General features: G+C 62.0%; 26 protein-coding genes and 2 tRNA genes. 16 read left to right on the forward strand and 12 right to left on the reverse strand.

Annotated elements, in window-relative coordinates; translation table 11 throughout:
• The first annotated feature begins 19 nt into the window (after positions 1-19).
• Entirely contained in the window at positions 20-1,348 is a 1,329-nt protein-coding gene (locus tag GRI65_RS11430) for a sulfotransferase family protein (protein WP_332872643.1), read from the forward strand.
• A 1-nt stretch (position 1,349) separates the two neighbouring features.
• Positions 1,350-1,592 (forward strand): hypothetical protein, encoded by a 243-nt coding sequence (locus GRI65_RS11435; RefSeq protein ID WP_160756707.1) that lies wholly within the window; start codon positions 1,350-1,352, stop codon positions 1,590-1,592.
• Between the two features lie 42 nt (positions 1,593-1,634).
• Here GRI65_RS11435 and GRI65_RS11440 read toward each other — a convergent pair.
• Both GRI65_RS11440 and sppA read right to left on the reverse strand, forming a co-directional pair.
• Positions 1,635-1,709: transfer RNA gene (locus GRI65_RS11440), tRNA-Val, on the reverse strand.
• Positions 1,710-1,789: 80 nt separating this feature from the next.
• The gene (gene sppA / locus GRI65_RS11445) at positions 1,790-3,676 is read right to left on the reverse strand and encodes a signal peptide peptidase SppA (RefSeq protein ID WP_160756708.1); all 1,887 of its coding nucleotides are present in this window, start codon (positions 3,674-3,676) and stop codon (positions 1,790-1,792) included.
• A gap of 113 nt (positions 3,677-3,789) precedes the next feature.
• On the opposite strand from sppA, the gene GRI65_RS11450 reads away from it, so the two are divergent.
• The 3 genes from GRI65_RS11450 (at position 3,790) to GRI65_RS11460 (ending at position 7,219) form a co-directional block, all read left to right on the forward strand.
• Complete coding sequence (locus GRI65_RS11450; RefSeq protein ID WP_160756709.1) at positions 3,790-4,833, forward strand: aspartate carbamoyltransferase catalytic subunit; 1,044 nt, start codon at positions 3,790-3,792, stop codon at positions 4,831-4,833.
• Complete coding sequence (locus GRI65_RS11455; protein ID WP_160756710.1) at positions 4,830-6,056, forward strand: dihydroorotase; 1,227 nt, start codon at positions 4,830-4,832, stop codon at positions 6,054-6,056. Before GRI65_RS11450 ends, GRI65_RS11455 begins: the two co-directional genes overlap by 4 nt.
• Positions 6,057-6,319: 263 nt before the next feature.
• Positions 6,320-7,219: an OmpA family protein gene (locus tag GRI65_RS11460; protein WP_160756711.1), complete on the forward strand. Its 900-nt coding sequence runs from the start codon at positions 6,320-6,322 to the stop codon at positions 7,217-7,219.
• A 111-nt stretch (positions 7,220-7,330) separates the two neighbouring features.
• Here the strand turns inward: GRI65_RS11460 and GRI65_RS11465 are convergent, their stop codons facing one another.
• From GRI65_RS11465 to GRI65_RS11475, 3 genes are read right to left on the reverse strand one after another with little or no spacing between them, the layout of a single operon-like run.
• Complete coding sequence (locus GRI65_RS11465) at positions 7,331-8,704, reverse strand: SPOR domain-containing protein (protein ID WP_160756712.1); 1,374 nt, start codon at positions 8,702-8,704, stop codon at positions 7,331-7,333.
• A 14-nt stretch (positions 8,705-8,718) separates the two neighbouring features.
• Complete coding sequence (locus GRI65_RS15540; RefSeq protein WP_202391302.1) at positions 8,719-9,579, reverse strand: hypothetical protein; 861 nt, start codon at positions 9,577-9,579, stop codon at positions 8,719-8,721.
• A gap of 17 nt (positions 9,580-9,596) precedes the next feature.
• Positions 9,597-10,313: a ParA family protein gene (locus GRI65_RS11475; protein ID WP_160756713.1), complete on the reverse strand. Its 717-nt coding sequence runs from the start codon at positions 10,311-10,313 to the stop codon at positions 9,597-9,599.
• 310 nt (positions 10,314-10,623) lie between these two features.
• Here GRI65_RS11475 and GRI65_RS11480 point away from each other — a divergent pair, with 310 nt between their 5' ends.
• From GRI65_RS11480 to bfr, 4 genes are all read left to right on the forward strand, one after another.
• Positions 10,624-11,742, forward strand: coding sequence for an SPOR domain-containing protein (locus GRI65_RS11480; RefSeq protein ID WP_160756714.1), 1,119 nt, complete (start codon positions 10,624-10,626; stop codon positions 11,740-11,742).
• A gap of 64 nt (positions 11,743-11,806) precedes the next feature.
• Complete coding sequence (locus GRI65_RS11485; protein ID WP_160756715.1) at positions 11,807-13,099, forward strand: DUF418 domain-containing protein; 1,293 nt, start codon at positions 11,807-11,809, stop codon at positions 13,097-13,099.
• Positions 13,100-13,215: 116 nt separating this feature from the next.
• Complete coding sequence (locus GRI65_RS11490; RefSeq protein WP_408609048.1) at positions 13,216-13,368, forward strand: (2Fe-2S)-binding protein; 153 nt, start codon at positions 13,216-13,218, stop codon at positions 13,366-13,368.
• Positions 13,369-13,500: 132 nt separating this feature from the next.
• Complete coding sequence (gene bfr / locus GRI65_RS11495; RefSeq protein ID WP_160756717.1) at positions 13,501-13,983, forward strand: bacterioferritin; 483 nt, start codon at positions 13,501-13,503, stop codon at positions 13,981-13,983.
• A 48-nt stretch (positions 13,984-14,031) separates the two neighbouring features.
• Here bfr and der read toward each other — a convergent pair whose 3' ends face one another.
• Positions 14,032-15,480, reverse strand: a complete 1,449-nt coding sequence (gene der, locus GRI65_RS11500) for a ribosome biogenesis GTPase Der (RefSeq protein WP_160756718.1) — start codon at positions 15,478-15,480, stop codon at positions 14,032-14,034.
• Positions 15,481-15,605: 125 nt separating this feature from the next.
• Here der and GRI65_RS11505 point away from each other — a divergent pair, with 125 nt between their 5' ends.
• Positions 15,606-16,349 carry a CHAP domain-containing protein gene (locus tag GRI65_RS11505; RefSeq protein WP_160756719.1) on the forward strand — a complete coding sequence of 248 codons (744 nt, stop codon included), beginning with the start codon at positions 15,606-15,608 and terminating at the stop codon, positions 16,347-16,349.
• Between the two features lie 13 nt (positions 16,350-16,362).
• Here the strand turns inward: GRI65_RS11505 and GRI65_RS11510 are convergent, their stop codons facing one another.
• Both GRI65_RS11510 and GRI65_RS11515 read right to left on the reverse strand, forming a co-directional pair.
• Positions 16,363-16,689, reverse strand: coding sequence for a DUF3297 family protein (locus GRI65_RS11510; RefSeq protein ID WP_160756720.1), 327 nt, complete (start codon positions 16,687-16,689; stop codon positions 16,363-16,365).
• A gap of 62 nt (positions 16,690-16,751) precedes the next feature.
• On the reverse strand, positions 16,752-16,958 hold the full coding sequence (locus GRI65_RS11515) for a hypothetical protein (protein WP_160756721.1): 207 nt from the start codon (positions 16,956-16,958) through the stop codon (positions 16,752-16,754).
• Between the two features lie 143 nt (positions 16,959-17,101).
• Between GRI65_RS11515 and GRI65_RS11520 the strand changes: the two genes are divergently transcribed.
• From GRI65_RS11520 to GRI65_RS11545, 6 genes are all read left to right on the forward strand, one after another.
• Positions 17,102-17,186, forward strand: a tRNA-Leu gene (locus GRI65_RS11520).
• Between the two features lie 67 nt (positions 17,187-17,253).
• Positions 17,254-18,894 (forward strand): trigger factor, encoded by a 1,641-nt coding sequence (tig, locus tag GRI65_RS11525; protein ID WP_160756722.1) that lies wholly within the window; start codon positions 17,254-17,256, stop codon positions 18,892-18,894.
• 142 nt (positions 18,895-19,036) lie between these two features.
• Positions 19,037-19,405 carry a DUF1622 domain-containing protein gene (locus GRI65_RS11530; RefSeq protein ID WP_232844115.1) on the forward strand — a complete coding sequence of 123 codons (369 nt, stop codon included), beginning with the start codon at positions 19,037-19,039 and terminating at the stop codon, positions 19,403-19,405.
• A gap of 248 nt (positions 19,406-19,653) precedes the next feature.
• A complete protein-coding gene (locus tag GRI65_RS11535) occupies positions 19,654-20,358 on the forward strand; it encodes an ATP-dependent Clp protease proteolytic subunit (RefSeq protein ID WP_160756723.1) in 705 nt (234 codons plus the stop codon).
• 185 nt (positions 20,359-20,543) lie between these two features.
• Positions 20,544-21,809 (forward strand): ATP-dependent Clp protease ATP-binding subunit ClpX, encoded by a 1,266-nt coding sequence (gene clpX, locus GRI65_RS11540; protein WP_160756724.1) that lies wholly within the window; start codon positions 20,544-20,546, stop codon positions 21,807-21,809.
• 139 nt (positions 21,810-21,948) lie between these two features.
• Entirely contained in the window at positions 21,949-22,128 is a 180-nt protein-coding gene (locus tag GRI65_RS11545; protein ID WP_160756725.1) for a hypothetical protein, read from the forward strand.
• Between the two features lie 47 nt (positions 22,129-22,175).
• Here GRI65_RS11545 and GRI65_RS11550 read toward each other — a convergent pair whose 3' ends face one another.
• The 4 genes from GRI65_RS11550 to GRI65_RS11565 all read right to left on the reverse strand — a co-directional run bounded on the left by GRI65_RS11550 (position 22,176) and on the right by GRI65_RS11565 (position 25,124).
• Positions 22,176-22,709: a fasciclin domain-containing protein gene (locus GRI65_RS11550; RefSeq protein ID WP_408609053.1), complete on the reverse strand. Its 534-nt coding sequence runs from the start codon at positions 22,707-22,709 to the stop codon at positions 22,176-22,178.
• Between the two features lie 155 nt (positions 22,710-22,864).
• Positions 22,865-23,611: an anti-sigma factor gene (locus GRI65_RS11555; protein ID WP_160756727.1), complete on the reverse strand. Its 747-nt coding sequence runs from the start codon at positions 23,609-23,611 to the stop codon at positions 22,865-22,867.
• Positions 23,608-24,189 carry a sigma-70 family RNA polymerase sigma factor gene (locus tag GRI65_RS11560; protein ID WP_160756728.1) on the reverse strand — a complete coding sequence of 194 codons (582 nt, stop codon included), beginning with the start codon at positions 24,187-24,189 and terminating at the stop codon, positions 23,608-23,610. The genes GRI65_RS11555 and GRI65_RS11560 overlap by 4 nt, the downstream gene beginning before the upstream one ends.
• Positions 24,190-24,191: 2 nt before the next feature.
• A complete protein-coding gene (locus GRI65_RS11565; protein ID WP_160756729.1) occupies positions 24,192-25,124 on the reverse strand; it encodes a cation diffusion facilitator family transporter in 933 nt (310 codons plus the stop codon).
• Position 25,125: the final 1 nt, after the last annotated feature.

Consider the following 25,125-nt stretch of genomic DNA (forward strand, 5'->3'; position numbering starts at 1 on the left):
TCGATGTTTGGGAGAGCCTGTGCAGAAATCGCCCGTCCAGCCGCCCCGCCGTACGCCGTTCATCGGGGCGCTGGACCGCTCGCTGCGTGTTGGCCGGGCTATCGGACTGGTCGACGAACCGAAGCTCGAAAAACAGGCGTTGCTGGACCATGCGCGGCACCAGACGGGACTGGAGGATTTCGGGGATCCGTGGTTCGAACGGCCGATGGAGGTCCTGCTCGATGCAGTCCGGCGCGAGGCGCGGCTCAACTTGGCGGGCAAGGTCTCCGCGCAGGCCCAGTTTCGCAAGGTGCTGGCGGACCGATTGTGGGCGCAGATGTGGTTCGCGCGGCATCCGGAAATCCTCGCGCGGCCGATCCGGCGCCCGGTCGTAATTGTCGGGCCGATGCGGTCGGGCACCACGCGAATGCACCGCCTGCTCGCGGGCGATCGGCGCTTCGCCCATCTGCGAAGTTTCGAGACGATATCACCGGTGCCGCGCCCCGATTTCGAGGAAGCCGACCGCGATTTCCGCCCGATCCTTGCATCGCGCATCATGAAGGTCGCCCGGCTGGCCAATCCGCGCACCCTGTCGATCCATCCGACCGGTCCTTATGAGCCGGAGGAGGAGCTAGGGCTGCTGGTATCCTCGATGTGGGGCATGAAACACGAAGCACAGTGGAACGTGCCCAGCTATGGCCGCTGGTGCGAAGGGCAGAGTGCTGTTCCGGCGTATCGCCACATGGCGAACCTGCTCCGCCTGGTCGGCTGGTCGCAGCAGGAATCCTCGCTTCGTCCATGGATATTGAAGACGCCGCAACATATGCTGGACCTGCCCGCGTTGCTCGAAGTGTTTCCCGATGCGCGGTTGATCTTCACGCATCGCGACCCGCTGAAGGTTGTGGGCAGCGCCGCCAGTCTCACGTGGAACCAGACGATCATTTATTCCGACCACGTCGATGCAAACACGATCGGGCAGGAATGGCTGCGCAAGACCAGCCTCCAGATCGAGCGGATGCGCGCCGCGCGCGATGCGATCCCGCCAAGCCGCATGATCGATGTGCAATACGACGACATGGAAGCCGATTGGCGCGGTACGATGGGGCGGGTTTACGATTTCCTGTCGCTCGATATCCAACCAGCCCTGCCGGGGATGGAAGATTATCTCGAACGCTCCCGCAAACTGAAGCGCCGCCCCCATACTTACAGCTTGGCCCAGTTCGGACTGAGCGAAGCCGGGGTAATGAAACAACTCGGCGACTATGTTCGGGCTTACGGAATACCGATCGAAGATGGGGACGACACGCACGCGACGGACAGTCGGAACATAAGCGCCCCCGACCAGTTGATCGTGCAACAAGGAGATTGAAATGTTTGGAAAGATTATCGGCGCGGTCGCAGGATCGAAAATTGCAGAATCGACCAGAGGAATCGGCGGCCCGAGTGGCGCGATCCTGGGTTGGGGCGCAGCCTCGCTAGTTCGCCGGTTGAGCATCCCGGCAGTGTTGGTCCTTGGGGCTGGCGGCTATCTGGTCAAACGCCACATGGACAAGAAAGATGCAGACCAAACAGGCACGAGAACTCCGCCCGAAGTAAAGCCAACGGCGGCCTGACCTGGCTGGTCTTTCAATAATATAAGGTCATCCGATCAGGGATGGTGGGCGCGGCAAGGATTGAACTTGCGACCCCACCCGTGTGAAGGGTGTGCTCTACCACTGAGCTACGCGCCCGCACTCAAAGACATCTGAAGTGTCTCCCGGCAGGAGCGGGCCATTGCCACGTGCCTGCCGGGAAAACAAGTCTGCCTGATTTAGTGCAGCACCAATTTCATCATTGAATCGAACCAACCGCCTCGCCGTTCCGCCTCGGCGCGGGCGCGGGGTGCGACCGGGCATTCCAGGCAATATACCTGCATTCCGCGGCTGCCGAGCAGGCGTTCCAAATCGCTGGTGGCTTGTCCGGCAAGCGCCTGTTGGCGCAGGGCCACCATGCCGAACATATCCTGCCCACCGTTACCGCGTGCTTCCGATCCGTCCGACACCAGCGACTGGATCAGCGACTGGTAGGGATCAAGTTCCCCGCCAAGGTATTTCACGTGGTAATCACCCCATTCGAGATCGGCCTGTCGGGCGGCCCAGACAATCGCGTCTTCGATACCGCCATACTGGTCGACAAGGCCGATCTGCCGCGCCGTACCGCCATCCCAAACCCGGCCCTGACCAACCCGGTCGACCTGTTCGTTGGTCATGTTACGCGATTTCGCAACGCGGGTGAGGAAGCGGCGATAGCCATCCTCGATAGTGCTCTGCAGGATCGAATCCACTTCCGGGGTGAAGCCGGCAACCAGGTCAGGTTGACCCGATAGCGGCGTGGTCTGCACTCCGTCCGCATTGACACCGAGTTCCGCTGCCGCGTTTTCGAATGTCGGGATTACCGCGAAAATGCCGATCGAACCGGTGATCGTTTCCGGTTCGGCGAAGATGCGGTCGGCGGGAGTGGCAACCCAGTACCCGCCGCTGGCCGCGACATTGGCCATCGATACGGCGATGGGGATGTCTTTCGCCTTGTGGCGCAGGATCGCGCGGCGAATTTCTTCGGAGGCGAGCACCGATCCGCCAGGCGAATCGACGCGAACCACAAGCGCAGCGAGATCGTCGTCCAGGGCTTCGTCCAGCAAGTCGGAGATTCGGTCTCCACCCGCCGTGCCGGGGCCAGCGTCACCGTCGACGATTTCGCCGGCGATGGTCACGACCCCAATGGCCTTGCCCGGTGTGGGCGGGGCGCTATCGGCCACCCACGGATCGAATTTCGTATGGGCAAAGCTGCCGGGGGTGTCTTCGATCGGATCTTCGCCGACGAGTTCCGCAACCCGCTGACCGAATTCAGTCCGGCTACCCAGCTTATCGACCAATCCGGCGCCGAGCGCCGCTTGCGCCAGATCACCATTGTTCGCCGCGACCCACTCGGCAGGGGTCTTGGTAACCAGGTCCATCTTCAGTTTCGGCCGGGCTTTCTGCACACTGGCCTGCCATTCGGACCACAGCGCGCCATACAGGGACTGATAGTTTTCACGCGCTTCGGGCGACATGGAATTGCGCGAATATGGCTCGACTGCCGATTTGTAGGTGCCGACCTTGTAGACCCGTGCGTTGACTTTCAATTTGGCCAGCAGGTCGCTGTAATACAGGCGGGTGCCGCCGGGGCCGGTAATCATGGCCCCTCCCAGAGGGTCGACCCATACTTCGCTCGCGTGGGCGGCCAGCATCATCGCATCGTCGCTGTAAGCGACGGCATAGGTCAGCACTGGCTTGTCCGCCGCTTTCGCCCGTTCGAGCGCAGCGCCGATTGCCTCCATATGGACTTGTCCGCCACCAAGGAAATTGGTCATGTCAACGACCACGGCCTTTATCCGGTCATCCCGTGCTGCCGCTTCGATCGCCTGCACCATGTCTCGGGCCTGGTATTCACCGATCGGGGCGGTGCCGGACAGGAGCGCCGCAATGGGGTCAACGGCCGATTTTTCCTCGACAATCACGCCGTCGAGCTCGAGCAGCAACGCGCCGTCGCGGATTTGCGCCGGGCTGGGGCGCGCGGTCAGCGCTGCATACAGCAGGCCGAAAAACAGCAGCAGGAACACCAGGCTGAGCCCGTCCTTGACGGCTACTAGCAGATGCCAGACTTTACGCGCGAAACCCATCTATCAATTACCCCGGTTTTTGTTCGACGACGTGCATGTAGGGGCTGGAGGTGAACCTTGCCAGCCGAAACCGCTTGAGCAGCATACACCGTTCGACTAGGGACTTGGCTTTAATGACATCGACAGAAAAATCCTCGTTCGCCGGCCGCTACCCTGCGGGCGGCGCGGCGTTTCCGCACCGTGACCTGCTTGGCATCGGCCAGCTCGAACGGCATGAGATCCTGTACCTGCTGGACGAAGCGGAACAGTGGGTCGAACTGAACCGCCAGGCTACCAAGCATAGCGATGCCCTCGGCGGTCTTACGATCATCAACGCGTTCTTCGAAAATTCCACCCGGACGCTGCTCAGTTTCGAGATCGCGGGAAAGCGCCTCGGCGCCGACGTGGTCAATATGCACGCGGCCCAATCCAGCGTGAAGAAGGGGGAAACCCTGATAGATACGGCGATCACCCTGAACGCGATGCGGGCGGACGCGATCGTCATTCGGCATGGCAGTTCGGGCGCCGTGGCGCTGATCGCCGGCAAGGTCGACTGCCCGGTCCTGAACGCGGGAGACGGCAGCCACGAACACCCGACCCAGGGCCTGCTCGATGCTCTCGCACTTCGCCACGCGTTGCGGGCGCGGGGAGAGAGCGGGGACGACTTTACCGGCATGACGGTGACGATTTGCGGGGACATCCTGCACAGCCGTGTTGCCCGCTCGAACGTGCTCTGCCTGACAGCGCTGGGTGCGAATGTGCGGGTCTGCGCGCCGCCCGCCCTGATGCCTGCCGGGATCGAACGGATGGGCGTTACGCCGTTCCACAATTTTGACGAGGCCCTGGCCGGGAGCGACGCAGTGATGATGCTGCGGCTGCAGACCGAGCGGATGGACGGACAATTCATTCCCAGCCCGCGCGAATACCGCCATCTCTACGGTCTCACCCGCAGCAGGCTTGCCAAGGCCGCCCCCGACGCGCTGGTTATGCACCCGGGCCCGATGAATCGCGGCGTGGAGATCGACAGCGACGTGGCCGACATGGCCGGCCGCTCGATCATCACGCAGCAAGTCGAGATGGGCGTAGCAATTCGCATGGCGGCGCTCGATGTTCTTACTCGCCGTGCCCGCAAGGTGCCCGACTGGAGCGACGCGGTAAATACGGGGCGGTGGGCATGAAGCAGCTGAAACCCCTCACCATCACCGGCGGCAGGCTGGCCCTTGCGGACGGCATTTCCCATGGCGCGGTCCGGCTGATCGATGGGCGAATTGTCGGACTTGGCGAAATCTCCGCGCAGGACGGCGACGAGGTGCTCGACGCGAGGGGCCAATTGATCGCGCCCGGCCTCGTCGATTTCGGTGTCTTCGCGGTGGACAAGCCCGCGTTTCATTTCGGCGGCATCACCCGGGCGGCGCTGATGCCCGACCAGTCGCCGCCTCTCGACGTACCAAGCCGGGTGCGGTTCGTAGCCCAGAGCGGCAAGCCCGATTTCTGGGTCCATCCGCTCGCAGGCGCGACCAAGGGCCTTGGAGGCCGCGAACTGGCTGAAATCGGGTTGATGCGGGATGCGGGCGCTCGCGGCGTGGCGACCGGACGTCAGTGGATCGGCGATAGCGGCGCCATGCTGCGGCTGCTGCAATACGCCGCGATGCTGGATTTGGTGGTGGTTTGCCACGCGGAAGATGCCGGGCTGGCCGGTCACGCTGCCGCCACTGCCGGCGAGATGGCGACGCGGCTCGGCCTGCCGAGCGCTCCCGCCGAAGCGGAGGCGCTGGCGGTAGCGCGGGATATCGCTCTCGCTCAGATGGCAGGAGCACGGGTGCATTTCCGGCAAGTGACCACGCGCGGAGCGCTCGACCTGATCCGTCAGGCAAAGGCACAGGGCTGCCCCGTCACAGCTGGGGTCACACCCGCCCATTTCATGCTTTCGGACCTCGCGACCATGGATTTCCGCACGTTCGCCCGCCTCTCACCGCCGCTGCGCCCGGAAAGCGACCGGGAAGCGGTGCGCGAGGCGATTTCCGATGGCACTATTGATGTCATTTCCTCCGGTCACGATCCGCGCGGGCCCGAGGGCAAGCGGTTGCCCTTTGCCGATGCCGAACCCGGGATGGCGGGGGCCGAGACGCTGCTGGCGATGGTGCTGACACTCGTCCGCGACGAGGTGATCGAATTGCCGCGCGCTTTCGACCTTGTCGCTGCTGCGCCGGCGCGCCTGCTGGGCGTGGAAGCGGGCGCGCTGATCGAAGGGTACGAAGCTGACATCGCCCTGATCGACCCCGACAAGCCTTGGGTCATCGACAGCCGCAAGATGGAAGCGAGCGCGGGCAACACCCCCTTCGATGGTCAGCCCACCCAAGGCCGCGTGACCAGGCTGTGGAAGGGTGGGGTTGCCGTTTAGCGGCTTCCACCGTGACGCCCTCGCGCTCGGTTCGCCGCATGTTGCGCCCGATTTGCCCGCAGAATTAACCATGATGGCGGATGCGTTCATCTGACAGAAAGGTCGATCTGAACAGGCAGCAATTTCCGTGCAGCGGTTCACGTTGCGCGTCCTGTAAACGCACTATGAAGGGGGCTCTGACAGCCGGACATGCCATCACGGGGGGCCGCAGCAACGGCTACGGATTTGCATGACCGGTCCGGACCAATTGAAGGAGTAGCGTAATGAATATTTTCACCAGAGGGCCGCTGATGCTCTCGCTGTTCGCCGCACTTGCCATCCCTGCATCTGGCGGACTGTATGCGCAGCAGCAGCAGCAGCAGCAGCAGGAAATGCAATCCGAAGGCGAGGTCATGGCGACCGTCTACGGCACCCCGCCTGCCGATCTGTCCGGCATGACCGAAGGGCCGGAAATTGAAGGTTTCATCTCGGCGCGCGGCGATAACAACATGCAGGTGATGGGCGCCGACGGCACCAGCACCATCGTCCATATCAGCGAAGCTACCGAGATCAGGTCCAAGGGCGGTTTCCTCGGCCTCAACAGCGACAAGCTCGCCGCAGCCTCGCTGCTGAACGGCCTGCCGGTATCCGTCGAAACTGTGCAATGGGGACGCGGTCTGGTCGCCAGCCGGATCGATCTCAAGACCAAGGACCTCAAGACGGCCACCATGATCCGTACCGGCACCTCGCAGGGGTTTGCCGAACAGACCGCAGCGACCGAAGCGCTGCGCGGCCGCATGGGCGACATCGACAAGTACAACATCAAGGGCACGACCAACGTGAACTTCGACACCGGCAAGGCCGTGCTGTCCGAACAGGGCAAGGCCGACCTTTGTGCCGCGGCGAGCCAAGCCGAAGCGATGGACAACGCCTTGATGCTGGTGGTCGGTTACACCGATTCGACCGGCAGCCAGGAATTCAACCAGGAACTGAGCGAAAAGCGTGCGAGCCGGGTGGTCAACTACCTCCAACAGGCGTGCGGCTGGAAGCCGTACCGAATGCTGACCCCGACCGGCATGGCCGAAGCCGACCCGCTGGCGGATAACGAAACCGCATATGGCAAGGCGCAAAACCGCCGGGTCGCGGTGAATATCCTGGTCAGCAAGAGCGTCGATGGCTTCTAGGTTGTACCAAGTACTATAATGCGACGAGCGGGTGTAATCCCCGCCGCCCAAAAAAAGCCCCGCCTCCTTTTCGGGGGGCGGGGCAGTTTTCGCTGTATTACAGGAGAAATTCTAGCGGCGGGCCATCCGGACGCTCTTGTCGACAGATCCGGGTAACGGGGTCGCTGCGGCATAGGCGATGCAGCCGTACCCGCGGGCGGTAAGACCCGAGCACATCGAGCGGGCTTCGCTCTTGCCCATGTCGCCAGCCGCGACGCGCCAATACGTCTTTCCGTTCACGCGGGCTTCCGAGATCATCATGTCGTACTGGTTCAAATTGGCATAGCGCTTGGCGTAGATGCCGATCGCGCGCTGCGCCAGTTCCCTGGTCGAAAACGAGCCGAGCTGGATCATGTGATCGCCGCGCTTCACGGTTGCTCGTGCGGTCCGCGCCGGAGCTTTCTGGGGAGCGGGCTGGGTTTGGACCACAGCAGGCTGCGCCTTGGTCGCGGCCACCGGAGCGGATGCCGCAGAGGCGAATGCATCGCTGAAATTGGCAGGTTTGGTTTCCGCACGTGCAGGGACGAGCGCGGCGAGCGGACGGGCCACCGGTGGCGCGATTTCGCGCACAGCGGGTGCTTCGGCAGCTTCCTTTGCGGCCATGTAATTTGCGAGCGCGGGCAATTCGCGCGGGGCGCTGACGGCAGCCATCACCGCCGGCGCTTCGGGAGTTGCTACCGGAAGTTCGGCCGCTGCCTCGGCTACCATCTGCTCGGTGCTTGGTGTGTTGGCCAGCGCAAGTTGTACGGGCTGCCCGCTGTCGCCCACCACCGGAACTTCGAGCAGTTTTGCCACGCGGCGATGAGTATCTTCGGGCGCGATGGTGCTGGCCCATTCTGCGATCCGGTCATTGATCTGGTTACCGGGGACGTCTTCTGCTGCCATCACCCTGGCAGAGCGCCAGTCACCCTTCAGTGCGAAAGCATAGGCAAGGTTCTGACGGGTCTTGGCATTGCTTTGTCCGCTGCGGATCGCGTTGGAAAGGATGTGCACACCCTGATTGGCATCCCCGGACAACGCGAACGCCAGACCGAGATCGGCCGGATCCAGATCGTCCCGGTATTCGGTCAGCAGCGCGTGCGCCGAGCGGCCATCGCCCGCAGCAATTTGCGCCAGCGCAAGGCTGAGCGCGGTGCGCGGGCTGTCATCGCCAAGCGCGCGTGCATCGCTGAAACTGGTCACCGCCGACTGGAACCGGCCGGCCTCCATGTAGGTCGCGCCCAACATGGCGCGGTATGCGGGGTTGCGGGGATCGGCGAGGACTGCGGCTTCTGCATGGTTCAACGCCCGTCCGGATTCCCCTTTGGCCAACGCGGTTTGCGCTTTGCTCGCGGACATATCGGCGCGCGGTGCGGCAGTGGTCGTACAACCGCCCAGCGCCGAAGTGGCGAGGGCGGTCGTGACGGCCAGCGTGACGAAGCGGGCGTTATGTGCGGATCGGCTCATGGTCAGTCCCCTGTTCAGCTATTTTCGGTGCCATTGCGCTGCACCTGGGCGGCCAGCGTGGCGAGTTCGGGCATGTCACCCAGAAAAGCATCGAGCGCGTCGGTCACGATCTGCTGCGCGCTGCGGCCGCCGATGGTGCTGGCCAGACGTAGCTTGAGGTGCCGTTCGGCATCGAGACGAAGCGTGAACGCCGCCCGTTTGCCCTGATCCACCGCGGCGACCCGCCGGGTGCGGACCGTCTTCGGCGCCTTGACTGCGATGATCCGGGGCGCTTCGTATCCGGCGAGATCGGCAACGCTGGACTCCGCCAGATTTTCTGCGCCGTCCTGAAGGTCACTTTCGCCGAGGCCGTAGTCGGCTTCCGCGATATACTCGGCGGCATTCCCGAGGTCGTAGATCGATTCATCGCCGAACGGTTCGGACCCGTCTTCGAGTTCATCCTGCGGCTCGTCATCGTTGGACATGATCGCGTCGGACAGGATCGGCGGGGATTTGCGTTCGAGTCGCCGGGCCAGGACTTCCTGCTGCCCGCGCGCGTCGCCCGCGCCGCCATTGCCGAGCGGATTGCTCGAAACTGCGAATTCCGCCAGCTTTGCGCCGGACTGTTCATCGAGTTCGCGTGCTTCTGCAGCGGTTACTTCGTTTGCCGGAAACGGCGTCAGTTTGAGCGGCTCATGGTCCTGGTGCGGCGCGAGTTCGTCGCCCATGTCGTTCCAGCCCAGATCATCCAGGCTTTCTTCCGAAAAGGAATCGGTCCCGGAACCGGAGCCGATCGAGCCGAGCAATCCGCCATGCTGCGGCCGCATGGCTGGCCGGGCACCGCCCTTGCGGGCGAGCAGATTCGGACTCAGGGAGGCAAAGGAAGCTTCGTTCATGATGGCTCTACCAGTGCTCACTGAGCAACGCGGCGACCGAAGCCGCCACCGGGACGGCTTGCTCCCGCAGCCTGCGCGGCCATGTTAGGAGCTGCAAATACGGTACGGCGAAAATTCTTTTCGAGCCGGTCGGCTATGTAGTTCCACAGGGCGGCAACCTCTGCGGAGGAGCGGCTACCGGGATCGACTTCCATGACCGTGCGGCCATCGATCATCGAGGCGGCGAAATCGGTCCGGTGATGGAGAGTGATGGGGGCAACGGTGCCGTGCTGTGACAGGGCAACTGCGGCTTCCGAGGTGATCTTGGCCTTGGGGGTAGCGCCGTTGACCACGAAGACCAGCGGCTTGCCGGCCCGTTCGCACAGGTCGACGGTGGCACCTACAGCGCGTAAATCGTGCGGACTGGGGCGGGTCGGGACAACGATCAGTTCCGCAACTCCGATTACCGACTGGATGGCCATGGTAATGGCCGGGGGCGTGTCGATTACCGCTAGTTTGAAACCCTGCTGACGCAGGATCTGCAAGTCGGATGCGAGCCGTGCAACCGTGGTTTGGGCGAAGGCGGGATATTCCGCCTCCCGCTCGTTCCACCAATCGGCGGTCGAGCCTTGTGGATCGATGTCGATCAAGACCACCGGTCCTGCTCCGGCGCGCTGCGCCTGGACGGCCAGATGGCCTGAGAGCGTGGTCTTGCCAGATCCACCCTTCTGCGAAGCTAATGCCAGTACACGCAAAGCGCGATCCCCCTGAAATTCCGTATGTCGTCACCGCACCACTGCGGGTCGACCTCGGAGATCGCAGGATACAACTAATTTTGAGTTAACGCTGGCGGGCACTTGTTTCGCCCGAAGATGAATATTTGGCTGTTTTGGGTGGGCTTCTTGATTGGCGCGCAAGATTTGGCTGCCAAAAAATTACCGGAAAAGAAACTCTTTGCTAACAGGTCGTTTACTATGACAGGTCAGCGAACAGGCCGATTACGCGGCCGGAGCAGCTCTGGGACCGCGGCTTGGCCGGCCGGTGCAAAATGGGATCTGTGGACCGATGATGGATACACGTGGTTTTTTATACGCTTTTTGCCTCTGCGCGGCTGTCAGCGCAGCGCCAGCGCTGGCGGATGTAAAAGCGGGCGTCGATGCATGGACTGCGGGTGATTACGCCGCTGCGGTCCGTGAATGGCGTGAACCCGCCGCGAAAGGCGATCCCGATGCGCAGTTCAACCTGGCGCAGGCGTACCGTCTGGGCCGCGGGGTGGAGGCCGATCCGGCACAAGCCGAAGTGCTGTATGCCAAGGCTGCGGCGCAGGGCCATCTGAAGGCGGCGGATAATTACGGGCTGCTGCTGTTTCAGGACGGTCGGCGAGAAGCCGCGATGCCGTATCTTACCGCCGCGTCGGAACGCGGTGATCCGCGCGCCCAATATCTCATTGGCCTGGCGCATTTCAACGGGGACCTGCTGCCCAAGGATTGGGTGCGCGCCTATGCCTTGCTGACCTTGTCCAACTCGGCGGGCCTGCCGCAGGCGGCGCCCGCGATCAAGCAGATGGACAGCTTCATTCCGCGCGAACAGCGGGAACAGGCTCAGACCTTGGCGCAGGCTCTCAATCGCGACGCCGATGCCGCGCGCTCGGCGCAATTGGCCGCAGCCGACCTCGGCGCGGATATGCCAAGCCAATCGGTTGCGCCGGCCGCCGTCGCGGCCGTACCCTCACCACCTGCCGCGACACCGATTCGCTCCGCATCGGCACAGTCTTCCGCCGAAGCGGCCCGGGATGCGATTTCGGCCGCATCGCAAGCAACGGGTACGGAGAATCCCGCCAATGCCGGTGCGGACTATGCCCGGCCTGCCCGCCAGGCGGCTGCGTCCACGCCAGAACCGGACCCGCAGAAAGCCCCGGTCCGCACCGCGCAGGCTTCCAAACCGCCCGCTGCCCCGAATGGCGTGTGGAAGGTTCAACTCGGTGCATTTTCAGTCGGCGGGAATGCGGAAAAGCTGTGGCGCCAGCTGTCATCACGAAGCGAACTGGCGGGGCGAACCCGTCTGCTGGTTTCAGCGGGCAATCTGACCAGGCTGTTGGCCGGGGGGTATCCGAGCCAAGCCGCCGCCAATCAGGCCTGCGCGAGTCTCAAGCGAGCCGGCCATAGCTGCCTGGTGACGCGTTAGGCGAAGCCGTCTTGCCCCGCTGTCCGGTAATGCTAAGCCGGTAATCGTGATCAGGGGGGCATTGATGGATACAACGCACGAAATGGCCAGCGGAGCTTCTACACCGGACGAGGCCGAAGCCAGAACTGTTCCCGCGACCGACCGCTTGGTGAGCCTCGATTTCATCCGCGGGATCGCGGTTATGGGAATCCTGTGGGCGAACATCGTCGCCTTCGGCCAGCCGTGGGCGGCCTATATGTACCCTGCGGCCTTCAAGGTTCCGCACGGCGAGTTTTCGGACTGGCTATGGGTCGTGCAGTTCGTTCTGATTGACGGCAAGATGCGGGGGTTGTTCACGCTCCTGTTCGGGGCCGGGATGATGCTGTTCATGGAAAAGGCGTGGGCTAGGGGTGCCACCCGCTCGCTCCAGGCGAGACGGTTGTTCTGGCTTTTCGGCTTCGGACTGATCCATTTCTACTTCATCTGGCGGGGCGACATCCTGGTGCTGTATTCCGTTGTCGGCTTCGTCGCCATGGCATGCCTTCGATGGAAGGCGAAAACCCAGCTGGTTATCGGCCTGTTGGGATATGCCGTCGGGGCGATCATGTTCCTCGGCGCGATGTTCCTGCCCTATCTGGTGGCCGATACCGAGTTGGGAAATCAGCCCTCATATATCGAAATGCGCGACGAGCTGGCGTCCCAGCAGAAAACGGACATCGCGGAAGGCGTGAGCGAAACGGCGATTATCCGCGGCGGCAGCTACGCCGACTATGTAGGCCATAATTTCACCGAGCACGGGACAGATCCGTTCACGATGCTGTTTATCTTCGGGCTGGAAACTTTTCCGCTGATGTTGATCGGGATGGCGCTCTACCGGATGGGGTTGTTTGGCGGCGAGATGGACCGGCGAAAGATGCGGTTGTGGGGCTGGGCCGGGCTGATTGTCGGAAGCGCGCTTACGCTGCCGATCGCCCTGTGGGCCATGGGTGAAGGCTTCACTTACTGGGGTACGTTGGCAGCGTTCATGGGCGTTTCTCCCCTGCCGAGGCTGGCCGCCGTGCTGGGGCTGCTCACCTTGTTGGCGCTCTGGGCCCCCACAGCGGCGACCGGCTGGCTGGGGGAACGGGTGACCGCCGCCGGGCGGATGGCGTTTTCAAACTATCTCGGCACTTCGATTGTCATGCTGCTGGTGTTTCACGGCTGGGCGGGCGGACTTTACGGCCAACTTGGCCGGCCGGAACTGTATCTGGTGGTCGCAATGACATGGGCGTTGATGCTGCTGTGGTCGAAGCCCTGGCTTGAACGGTTCCGCTATGGACCGCTGGAATGGCTGTGGCGCTGTCTCACCTACGGAAAATTGTTTGCACTGCGCCGATGACAAATCACCTTGCTATTGCGACTAAGTCGCAGTAACTCTATGTCCAGTCGTTCGGCGACTCGCGTGGAGATTTGTGCATGTACGTTTGCGTCTGCAATGCGATCAGGGAATGCGAATTGCGCCGGGTTGCGCGCCATTCCGGCGGCGATGCCGAGACCGCCTATGCCGCGTTGGGCAAGCGTCCCAATTGCGGCAGTTGCCTTGACGATGCCGAAGCGATCCTGTTTGAAGAGCGGGAACTGGCCTTCGAACCGGTCTACGCGGAATAGGGCACTACTAACGCAAATCACTCGCAACTGGCGGATTTCTGCGGTTTTTCGGCGCTCATCGTAGGCCGAAGCCTTGCCAACGCATCCCGAGGCGCGCATAAATCGTTCGCATTCGCAGCAAGGAGAATTCGCGTGAAGGGCGACGCCAAAGTCATCGAGTATCTGAACAAGGCGCTCACCAACGAGTTGACCGCGATCAACCAGTATTGGCTGCATTACCGCGTGCTGGACAATTGGGGAGTTCACAAACTCGCCGAGTACGAACGGCACGAGAGCATCGACGAGATGAAGCACGCCGATACGCTGGCAGAGCGTATCCTGTTTCTCGATGGCCTGCCCAATTTCCAGGCGATCCATAAGCTGAAGGTCGGCGAGACGGTCGAGGAAATCCTCCGCGCCGATCTCGCGGTAGAACACGAAGCAATCCCGCTGTTGAAGGATGCCATCGAATACTGCGAAAGCGTCCGCGATTACGTGACCCGCGAAATCCTTGCCCGCATTCTCGAAAGCGAAGAAGAACACGTCGACTTCCTCGAGAAGCAGTTCGACATGATCGCGCGAATGGGTCTCGAAAATTACGTCCAGCTACAGAGCAAGGCGGCCGGCGAGGACTGAAGATCGCGGGCCAGCAACCACCCGTTACCGGTCGCGCCGGCTCCGCCGCTATTTCTTTTTATCGAAGGGGTTCTTGTTGCCCTTCAGCGTGACCCGCACCGGCACCGCGTCAAATCCAAGCGATCTCCGTATCCCGTTTACCAGATAGCGTTCGTAACTGGTTGGCAGCATGTCGAGTCGGTTGCCGAACACCACGAAACGGGGCGGGCGCGTGCCTGCCTGCGTAATGTAGCGCAGCTTGATCCGCTTGCCCCCGGGTGCGGGCGGCGGGTTGGCTTCCAGCGCGTCGTCGAACCAGCGGTTCAGCGCCGCGGTCGGCACGCGCTTCGACCAGCTCGCACGTATTTCAAAGGCGGATGACAGCATCGTGTCCAGCCCCTTGCCGGTGCGCGCGGACACCGCGAACAGCGGCACGCCCTTGACCTGCGCCAGGCCTTCGTCGAGCGCATGGCGCACGCCGTTGAACAGGCCGCTGGCATCTTCGGCAACATCCCACTTGTTGATTGCGATGATCAGGGCGCGGCCTTCTTCGAGCACCTGACTGGCGATTTTGAGGTCCTGGTGTTCCAGGCCCTGCGTCGCGTCGAGCAGCAGCACCACGACTTCGGCGAAGTCGATCGCGAGCTTGGCGTCCTGCACCGCGAGCTTTTCCAGCTTTTCGACCACGCGGGCGCGCTTGCGCATTCCGGCGGTGTCGATCAGGCGGATGTCGCGCACGTCGCCGGTCTTCGGATCGTTCCATTTCCAGTCGACCGCAATCGAGTCGCGGGTAATCCCTGCTTCGGGTCCGGTCAGCAGCCGGTCTTCGCCCAGCAACCGGTTGATCAGGGTGCTCTTGCCCGCATTCGGACGACCGACGATGGCGAGTTTCAGCGGCCCCTTGACCACCTCTTCCTCGATGTATTCCTCGCCAGCCTCTTCGGCGGCGTCACGGGCAGCCTGCCGCGCAACCTTCAACTGTTCGGCCTCGAATGCGTTTTCGACGGCGATGCGTTCTTCACTCTCGCCGATCAGCGGCCACAAGGCGCCGAAGAGGTCCGAGATTCCTTCGCCATGTTCGGCGGAAATCGGCACTGGGTCACCGAAGCCGAGCGCGTAGCTCTCATAGATACCCGGCTCGGCAGACTTGCCCTCAGCCTTGTTCGCAACCATCACAACGGAGACTTTCTGTCCCCGCAGCCACAGCGCGATTTCCTGGTCCAGGGTAGTGATCCCGGCGCGGGCGTCGATCACCATCAGCGCGACATCAGCGCCGATCAGGCTGATTTCGGTCTGCTTGCGCATCCGCCCGGGCAGGCTTTCCGGATCGTCATCCTCCCACCCGGCGGTGTCGACGATCTTGAATTTCAGACCCGCAATTTCGGCATCGCCCGACCGGCGGTCGCGCGTAACGCCGGGCTGGTCATCGACCAGCGCCAGTTTCTTGCCGACCAGCCGGTTGAACAACGTCGATTTGCCGACGTTGGGCCGGCCGATAATGATGACTTGAGGTAACATTGCGGGGCAGGTGGGCCTTTCACGGTCAATTGGCAAGTTCGATCGCCGCAGCGGGAGGTCATGGCTAATTCCTGTTAACCTTAGCCGGCAGGTCGATCCTAACCAAAAATTGGCAGGGTGGCGGCATGAAATTGTCGTTTTCCCTGTTCGCATTAGGCGCAATGATGTCCGTTCCCGCGGTCGCCGCCGCCGAATCTTCCGCAGACATAGCAGTCGGGTTCCATAATCAGGCGGACGCCAGTTCAGACACCGAACTACCGCCCTATCTGCAATGTGTTCCGTTCGCGCGAGAACTTTCCGGGATCCGGATATACGGAGATGCCCATAGCTGGTGGGCGCAGGCCGAAGGAAAGTACCAGCGAGGCAACCGCCCGCAAGTCGGCGCCGTGATGGCATTCCAGCCGCACCGCAACATGACACTAGGCCATGTCGCGGCGGTCAGCAGGATTATCGATGACCGCACGGTCTTGATCAGCCATTCGAACTGGTCGCCGATCAACGGGCGTCGCGGTCAGATCGAGCGCGATGTCCGCGCGGTTGACGTCTCGCCTGCTAACGACTGGAGCATGGTGCGGGTCTGGTATCATCCTCTGCAAGCCGTCGGAGCCACGGCATGGCCGGTGCGCGGATTTATCTACAACAATACTTTGAAGGACGCCGATAAACCGCCGCTTGCTGCAACCCGGCTCACACAAGCATCGAACCCCCGAGCGGGCCGCGCGGCAGTCTCGAAACAGTTCGACAACGCGTTCGCCGACATGAGCATTCCTGCTTCGCCAGTATTAACGCGGACGTCGGTAACCAGCGGCGATAAAACGCGGCTTCGGTCCGACCCGGTCCGCGAAGCGATCGCCCGCTACGAACGTTAAATTGCGCTTAAATTCAGGCTTTCGCGACCGGCGGATTTTCGCCTAGATCTTCGTACCAAGCCTCCACGGGACCGGTCAGCTTGATGGTCAGCGGCTGACCCTTCCGATCAAGCGATTTTCCAGCCTGCACCCGCACCCAGCCTTCGGAAATGCAATATTCCTCAATGTTGGTGCGCTCGACGCCCTTGAAACGAATGCCGACGCCGCGGCGCAGCTTTTCTTCGTCGAACAGGTTGCTGCGCGGGTTTACCGATAACCGGTCGGGCGGCACGTCGCTTGGATCCGTCTCGGCGTTGGAAACGATTTCCGGGGCGGCTTCGGGGTTTTTTTCTTCGCTCATGCGCTGCCCCTTATTAGCTGCGCGCGGGGCAGGCAACATGAGACTTTACGTTATGCTACGCCTCAATCGGGCGGCGGAGGCGTTTCAAGCGGCGGGGGCGTAATGTCGGGCTGGGCGGGCTGCGGTTCGTCGATATCCTCTCGGCCCGGCGGGAATTCGGTCGGACTCTGCGGGTTGACGGTGTCGCCGCCCTGGTCCGGGTTGACCTCGTCCGGCTGTTGCCCCGGCTGGGTCGCTGCGGTAACGGCTCCATACTGATCGATGTTCATCGCTTTATTCCTTCCATCCAGCCAACGAAGCGGCGGGCAGCCTGTTCCGCGCTTGCCCTTTTGCGCGCGGCCTTTTAAGGGCGCTGGCTTGTCCGTGTAGGCAAGACTGCGAAGTCTGGCCACTGCGGCGTCGTTTGGGCCCCGCGGGCGTGGCGGAATTGGTAGACGCGCTGGTTTTAGGTACCAGTATCGTAAGATGTGGGGGTTCGAGTCCCTTCGCCCGCACCAGACGCCGACCGTTGGGTACGTAAGCGGGACCGTTGAAAAAGATTCTATAAAGGCAAAGTTGCACCTCATGCAGATCAAAGAAACCACCAGTGACGGGCTGAAGCGCGCGTACAAGCTCACCATCCCCGCCGCCGATATCGCTTCGCGAATCGATGCCGAGGTGAAGAAGATTGCCCCGCAGGTCAAAATGCCCGGTTTCCGCCCCGGCAAGGTTCCGGCCAATTTGGTCAAGAAGATGCATGGCGAGCAACTGCATGCGCAGATGGTCAATGACGTGATCCGCGAATCGATCGATTCGCTGATGCAGCAAAAGAAGCTGCGTCCCGCGATGCAGCCGAGCATCGATCTCGAAGAAGGCTATACGGAAGGCAAGGACGCCGAGCTGAATGTCTCGCTCGAAATCCTTCCCGATGTCGCCTTGCCCGAACTGGACGGCCTCAAGCTGGAGCGGCTGACCGTTCCAGTCAGTGATGCCCAGGTCGATGAGGCGATCAAGAACATCGCCGACCAGCAGAAAAGCTACAAGGACGCGCCGAAGAGCCACAAGGCCGCTGATGGCGACCAGCTGATCATCGATTTCACCGGCAGTGTCGACGGCGTGGAATTCGAAGGCGGCAAGGCCGAAGGCGCCGCGCTCGTAATCGGTTCCGGCCAGTTCATTCCCGGCTTCGAAGAACAACTGACGGGCGTGAAGACCGGCGACGAGAAGACCATCACGGTTACCTTCCCCGAAGATTATCCAGCCGAAAACCTCAAGGGCAAGGACGCGCAGTTCGCGATCACCGTCCAGCAGGTCAAGACCGAGACCGAAAGCAAGGCGGACGATGAATTCGCCATGTCGCTCGGTCTCGAGAGCCTCGACAAGCTGAAGGAACTGCTGCGCGGCCAGCTCGAGCAGGAAACCAATGGCCTGACCCGCACGCAGATGAAGCGTCAGCTGCTCGATACGCTGGCGGCCGGCCACGATTTCGAAGTGCCGCAGGGCATGGTCGACGCTGAATTCGATCAGATCTGGGCGCAGTTGGAACAGGAAGCCGCCAAGGACGAAGATCCTGCCAAGGCGATGAAGGAAATCGAATCCGAGCGGGACGATTACCGGCATATCGCGGAACGCCGCGTTCGCCTCGGCTTGTTGCTGTCTGAAATCGGGCAAAAGAACGGCGTCGAAGTGACCCAGCAGGAAATGGCGATGCTGACCCAGCAGGCCGCCCAACAATATCGCAATGAAGACCGCGAGCGCTTTCTCCAGTTCATCGCCAACGAGCCGATGGCAGCTGCCCAGCTGCGTGCGCCGATGTACGAAGACAAGGTGGTCGATTTCCTGTTCGGCAAGGCTGACGTTACCGAGCGGGAAGTAACCCGCGAGGAACTGGAAGCGGCGATCGAGGCGGAAGAAACCGTCGATGCCAAGCCTGCCAAGAAGGCGGCGGCGAAGAAGCCGGCCGCGAAGAAAGCAGCTGCCAAGACATCGGAAACGGACGAAAAGCGGGCCAAGGAAGCAGCTTCGAAGAAGGCTCCGGCCAAGAAAGCTGCCGCGCCCAAGGCTGACGCCCCCAAGACCGAAGCCAAGCCTGTCGATAAGCCCGAAGTCAAGAAGGCTCCGGCAAAGAAGGCTGCGGCACCCAAGGCTGAAGCGAAAGCACCGGCCAAGGCTGCAGCGACGAAAAAGCCGGCTGCGAAGAAATCTCCCGCCAAAAAAATAAGGTAGGTCTTGCGGGCGGCGAAGCCGGCAGCCATCTCCTCCGTATGACGGCCCTTTCCGCATCTGGCGGGAGGGGCCGTTTTGGTTATAATCTCTATCGCATTGGCCCGGCTCCTATTTTCGGGCGCAGCAGGATAGGGTAACCGTGATGATCGAAGTCTGGCTCCGCGAGATGAGCCTGGGTGTGTCCCTCGCAGTCGAAGGAATCGCCGCGGTGGTCGTGGCCTATGCGGTGGCAGAAGCGGTGATCCGCCTCCTCTTTTCGGTTTCGGGACACAGCGGGAACAGTTCCGCCGACCAGGCACATAACGTCAAGGAAGAGATCAGGTTACGTCTGGGCCGCTGGCTGGCACTGGCGTTGGAATTGCTGCTCGGAGCGGATATCCTGCGGACCGCGGTCGCGCCAAGCTGGTCGGAAATCGGTCAGTTGGCTGCGATCGCAGCAATCCGGACCGCGCTGAATTACTTCCTTCAGAAGGAAATCGAAAGCGGCCAGAAAAATACCGTTGAGCGTTAACGACGTTCCTTATTCCAGTGTCCCGGATCAATCATGCAATCTCTCGGTGCAGCGCCCGCTTGTCAGCGACCCGCCGGCCCCGTGACGGAGTGCGGATATCACGTACAGCGAGCAACCTCTGACGAATTCCCACGCTGGCGCTTGGCCTCGCGCAACCAGGTTTTCCACCGGTCAGGATTAACGCCCTTGAACATCGGCTGCGCAGTCGCGACATAAGCGGTCATCTCCCGCAAGGTTTAAGGATTCTCATGATCGATCTGTTTGGCACCTCCGGCGAAACTTACGGAACGCAGGGCCAGTTCTCCCAGGACCCGGTAACCGGTGCGCTTGTGCCGATGGTGGTCGAGCAGACCAGCCGGGGCGAACGCAGCTTCGATATCTTCAGCCGCCTGCTGCGTGAACGCATCGTGTTCGTCACCGGCCAGGTGGAAGACGGCATGGCGTCATTGATTACTGCGCAGCTGCTGTTTCTCGAGAGCGAAAATCCCTCGAAGCCGATCTCGATGTATATCAACTCGCCCGGCGGCGTGGTGACGGCGGGCATGGCGATCCACGACACGATGCAATATATTAAGCCGCGGGTTTCCACCGTTTGCATGGGACAGGCTGCCAGTATGGGCAGCTTCCTTCTCGCAGCGGGTGAACCGGGCATGCGAGTCGCGCTGCCCAATGCGCGGATCATGGTCCACCAGCCCTCCGGCGGCGCACGCGGGATGGCGTCTGACATCGAAATCCAGGCCCGCGAAATCCTACGGATCAAGAAGAGCATGAACGATCTGTATGTGAAATACACCGGGCGCAGCCTGGAAGAGATCGAAAAGGCGATGGACCGCGACACCTTCCTCGAAGCTGACGAAGCGATGAAGTTCGGTATCGTGGACAAGGTTTTCGAAACCCGTCCCGAGGGTGAAGAACCCAAGGACGAGATGGGATCGGGCGGCGCACCGGAGTGATCCGGCGCCCGTATTTCACGGGCTGCCCCTGGCGCGGACACGTGTAGCAATTCAGCAACCGTGCTGCTTCAGCTGTCCGTAAGATGGCGTATGTTAGCGCTAGATGTTGATTATCGGCAATCCGGCTATACAGTCGGTAGAATCCTTGCCCGTCGTTTCGGCGCGGGGATTCGGGAACACGGGAAATGACCAAATTGAGCGGAACTGATTCCAAGAGTACTCTTTACTGCAGTTTCTGCGGGAAATCGCAGCATGAAGTGCGCAAGCTGATCGCGGGACCGACCGTGTTCATCTGCGACGAGTGCGTGGAGCTGTGCAACGACATCATCCGCGAAGAAACCAAGGCGGGCATTGCTGGCCGCAAGGATGGCGACGTTCCCACACCAATGGATATCTTCACCACGCTCAACGATTATGTGATCGGGCAGGACCGCGCCAAGCGCGTGCTGTCGGTGGCCGTGCACAACCATTACAAGCGGCTGAAGCATGGCGGCAAGGCCGGCGACGTCGAACTGGCGAAATCGAACATCCTTCTGGTTGGCCCCACCGGCTGCGGAAAGACGCTGCTCGCGCAGACGCTGGCCCGGACCTTTGACGTGCCGTTTACCATGGCCGACGCGACGACCCTGACCGAAGCTGGTTACGTGGGCGAGGATGTCGAGAACATCATCCTGAAGTTGCTCCAGTCTTCGGATTACAACGTCGACAAGGCGCAGCACGGGATCGTCTATATCGATGAAATCGACAAGATCACCCGCAAGGCCGAAAATCCCTCGATCACCCGTGACGTGTCGGGCGAAGGCGTGCAGCAAGCGTTGCTCAAGCTGATGGAAGGCACCACTGCTTCCGTCCCGCCGCAGGGTGGGCGCAAGCATCCGCAGCAGGAATTCCTGCAGGTCGATACGACCAACATCCTGTTCATCTGCGGCGGCGCGTTCTCCGGACTGGACAAGATCATTGCGGACAGGTTGCAGAAGCGCAGCATTGGTTTCGGCAACCATGTTGCCGATCCGGACAAGCGCCGCGTCGGCGAGTTGCTGGAAAAGGCCGAGCCGGAAGACCTGCTCAAATTCGGGCTAATCCCTGAGTTCGTCGGCCGTTTGCCGGTGATCGCCACTCTGCGCGATCTGGATGTGGGCGCACTGGTCGAGATCCTCAGCCAGCCCAAGAACGCGCTGGCGAAGCAGTACGCCAAGCTGTTCGAACTGGAAGATGTCGAACTGACCTTCACCCAGGATGCGCTCGAAACGATCGCGGAAAAGGCGATTCTGCGGAAGACTGGCGCGCGCGGGCTACGCTCGATCGTGGAAGGTCTTCTGCTCGATACCATGTTCGACCTGCCCGATATGGAAGGCGTCACCGAGATCGTGATCGACAAGGATGTGGTCGAAGGCCGCAAGGATCCCGTGCGGGTGATGGGTGCGAAAGCGAAGAAGGAAAAGGCGGCTTAGTTTGCCGCCCTTCCTGCTTTCATCAGTAGGCCGGGTCGAATTCTTCAAGCGCGACGAGGTGACCAGCGATCTGATCTGCTGCGAAATTGCGCTTGTTGGCAAAGCTGACGCTGGCGATGTGATATTCGCGCATGAAGAGATGCCGTATTGGGACGAACTGATCCGTAAACTCGGATTCCTTGGCGGGTTCGACGTCGAATGGTTCAGCCAAGTGTCTCAGCCGCCTTTTGCGATAAACCGCTATGTCGCATTCCAGCGCCCGAACGGAAAATCCCGTCCGGCCCAAGTGGCACCGGACGGGATCGTTGGACGCGGGTGAGGGGATAACGCCGCATCCGAAATGGTTGGCTATAACTTAGCCAGGACTTAGCCAGGCAGCGAAACCGCGTTGGTCACGTGGATCACGCCGTTGGACTGCATCACGTCCGCTTGGGTTACGGTGGCCGTGCCGCCCTTGGCATCAACCAGCACGACATTGCCGCCCGAGAGGCGCGCCGTCAGCGTTCCGCCGTTCACCGTTTTAAGCTGCGCCATGCCGCCGCCTGCGTCGATCATGCGCATCAGATCACGGGCCGTCACGCGGCCGGGAACAACATGATAGGTCAGCACGCCGGACAATGCTGCCTTGTTTTCCGGCTTCAGGAGCGTGTCTACGGTGCCTGCGGGCAGCTTTGCGAATGCTGCGTTGGTCGGCGCGAAGACCGTGAACGGGCCGGGGCCAGACAGGGTCTCAACCAGGCCGGCAGCCTTCACCGCGGCAACCAAGGTGGTGTGATCCGCCGAATTTACGGCGTTCTCGATGATGTTGCGGGTCGGGAACATTTCCGCACCGCCAACCATCACTGTTTGTTCGCTGCTGGCACTGGCGGACTGCATGCCCGAATCCATGCCACTGTCCATGGTGGTGCAGCCGCTGCCCATGATTGCGAAGGCGGTAAGGGGGACCGCCAGTCTTTGAAATTTGCTCGGCATATCTATCTCCATCGATCGCAAGCCGTTTTAGCTTGTGCGGAAGATACGCAGCGCCTCCGCCGATGGATGCAAAAAATGCGAGGTCAGGTTCGCGCCGCTTGCAGTTTGCCGCTGGCCACCATCGGGCCAGCATCGGTTCCGGGCACAGCCCCGCCCAGTGGTTCGCGGGTGAGGACCAGTTCCGCACCGGCTTCGATGCGCTGTGCAAGTGCCTCGTCGACGGACATCCGCCGCTCTTCCCCCGGCACGACCACGCCGAGCGATTTAGCGTCTTCACCGGGTGTCACGAGCCACAATTCATGGTCGTGCACTCCGTCCGCCGTCAGCCCGCTGGCGGATACCAGCATTTCCTCGCGGTCCGGCAGGTACGTCACGCCCAGACGCAGCGGTGTATCGCCAATCGGGATCGATGCCACGAGGGGGTCGGCCGTGGCAATCTGCTGCGCGGGAAGCGCGTCCGGGCCCGGATTGCGGGTCGCAGGCAGCGCAAGGAATGCCAACACGACCGCAGCCGCTGCAGCAAAGCCGGTGGCAATTTTCCATTGACGGACTCTGCGGCGGAGCGCGAGCACTTCAATCACTGGTTCGTCGGCAAGGTCGTTCTGATCCAGCGCGGCCTGGATGCGTTCCCACACATCGCTGCCGGGCGCTGCCGGAGGGATCGCACCGAGCAGCGGCGCCAACCGATCTTCCCAATACGCGACCGACGCAGCGAAGGCGGCATCACTTGCCATCAGACCGCGTGCGTTCAGCCGGGCTTCCGCGTCAAGCAGGCCCAGCACATATTCGGCGGCGAGTACCTCGCGCTCTGGCAGTTCGGGCTCTGTCATTCTTCGAGACACCTTTTCAGCCGGGCCAGGCCGCGCCGAACCCAGCTTTTCATTGTTCCCAGTGGCACACCGCGTTTCTCGGCCAGTTCCGCATAAGTCGTTCCTTCGAAAAACGCGGTCCGGATCGCGTCCTGCTGGCGTTCTTCAAGGGTCCCGATGCAATGATGGACCCGCGCGCTGCGTTCGGAGCTTTCCAGCACCGCGTCGGCCAGAGGCCGGCGGTCGGGGATGCCCGCAGCTTCGTCCACCGCCACCGCACCGCTTCGCACCTTGCCCTTGCGAAGGCGGTCAACCGCGCGGTTGCGCGCGAACACCGCGAGCCAGCTAATCGGGCTCCCCCTCTCGGGATCATAATTTTTCGCCCGTTGCCACAGGCTGACATACACGTCCTGCAATGCATCCTCCGCCTCGCCCCTGTCACCCAAGATACGGAGGCAGATGCCGAATAGTTTCGCGGAGGTCGCCTGGTAGATGCGTTCCAGTGCGCCGCGGTCGCCGCTGGCGAGCTGGGCCATCGCTTCGCGTAGCTGGGCGCGGGCGAGGTCGGCATTGTTCAGGGTCGGGTCTGGTTCGCTCATCGTCAACAGCTGTCGCAGTCCCGTGTGGTTTCAATCTGGATAGTCGTATGCCCGATCCGGAAATCATGCGCCAGCCGGTCCGATACATCGCGGAGAAATCCGTCTCCGGTTGCGCCAGCGGGCATGACGAGATGTGCGGTCAGCGCCGTCTCGGTAGTGCTCATCGCCCAGATGTGGAGGTCGTGCACGGCATCAACGCCAGGGAGGCTGGAAAGAAAATTTCGGACTTCGCCCTCCTCGATACCTTCGGGCACGGCGAGCAGGCCCATCTTCACGCTGTCCCTCAGGAGCCCCCATGTGCCCCAGGCAATAACCGCCACTATAACTAGGCTGGTGACCGGATCGATCCACCATGCGCCGGTCAGCAGGATGGCGATTCCAGCCACCACAACTCCGACAGACACCAGTGCATCGGCCGCCATGTGCAAGAACGCGCCGCGGATATTGAGATCGTCCTTGCGCCCCCGCATGAACAGCAAGGCGGTGCCGGTGTTCACGGCGATGCCGATTCCGGCCACGATCACCATGGTCATGCCGGCTACCGGTGCGGGATCGGCCAGCCGGTTGATCGTTTCGAACAGGATCGCGCCCAAGGCCACCATCAGCAGGCCCGCATTGGCCATCGCCGCGAGGATGGTCGAACTCTTGAAGCCATAGGTGAAGCGCTGCGAAGGTGCGCGCTTGGCCAGCACGCTCGCGGCCCAGGCGAGCAGCAGGCTCAGCACATCGGACAGATTATGCCCGGCGTCGGCAATAAGAGCCATCGAGCCGGACCAGAACCCGTAGGCAGCCTCAATAATGACGAAGCCGGTGTTCAGGACCACCCCGATAGCAAAGGCGTTGGTGAAATCGGCTGGCGCATGCCCGTGTCCATGGGCGTGCGAATGCCCATGCGCGTGCGCGTGCCCGTGATTGTGAGAATGTCCGCTGCCCATC

Origin of the sequence: Allopontixanthobacter sediminis, assembly GCF_009828115.1 — a bacterium.
Classification (GTDB): Bacteria; Pseudomonadota; Alphaproteobacteria; order Sphingomonadales; family Sphingomonadaceae; genus Allopontixanthobacter; species Allopontixanthobacter sediminis.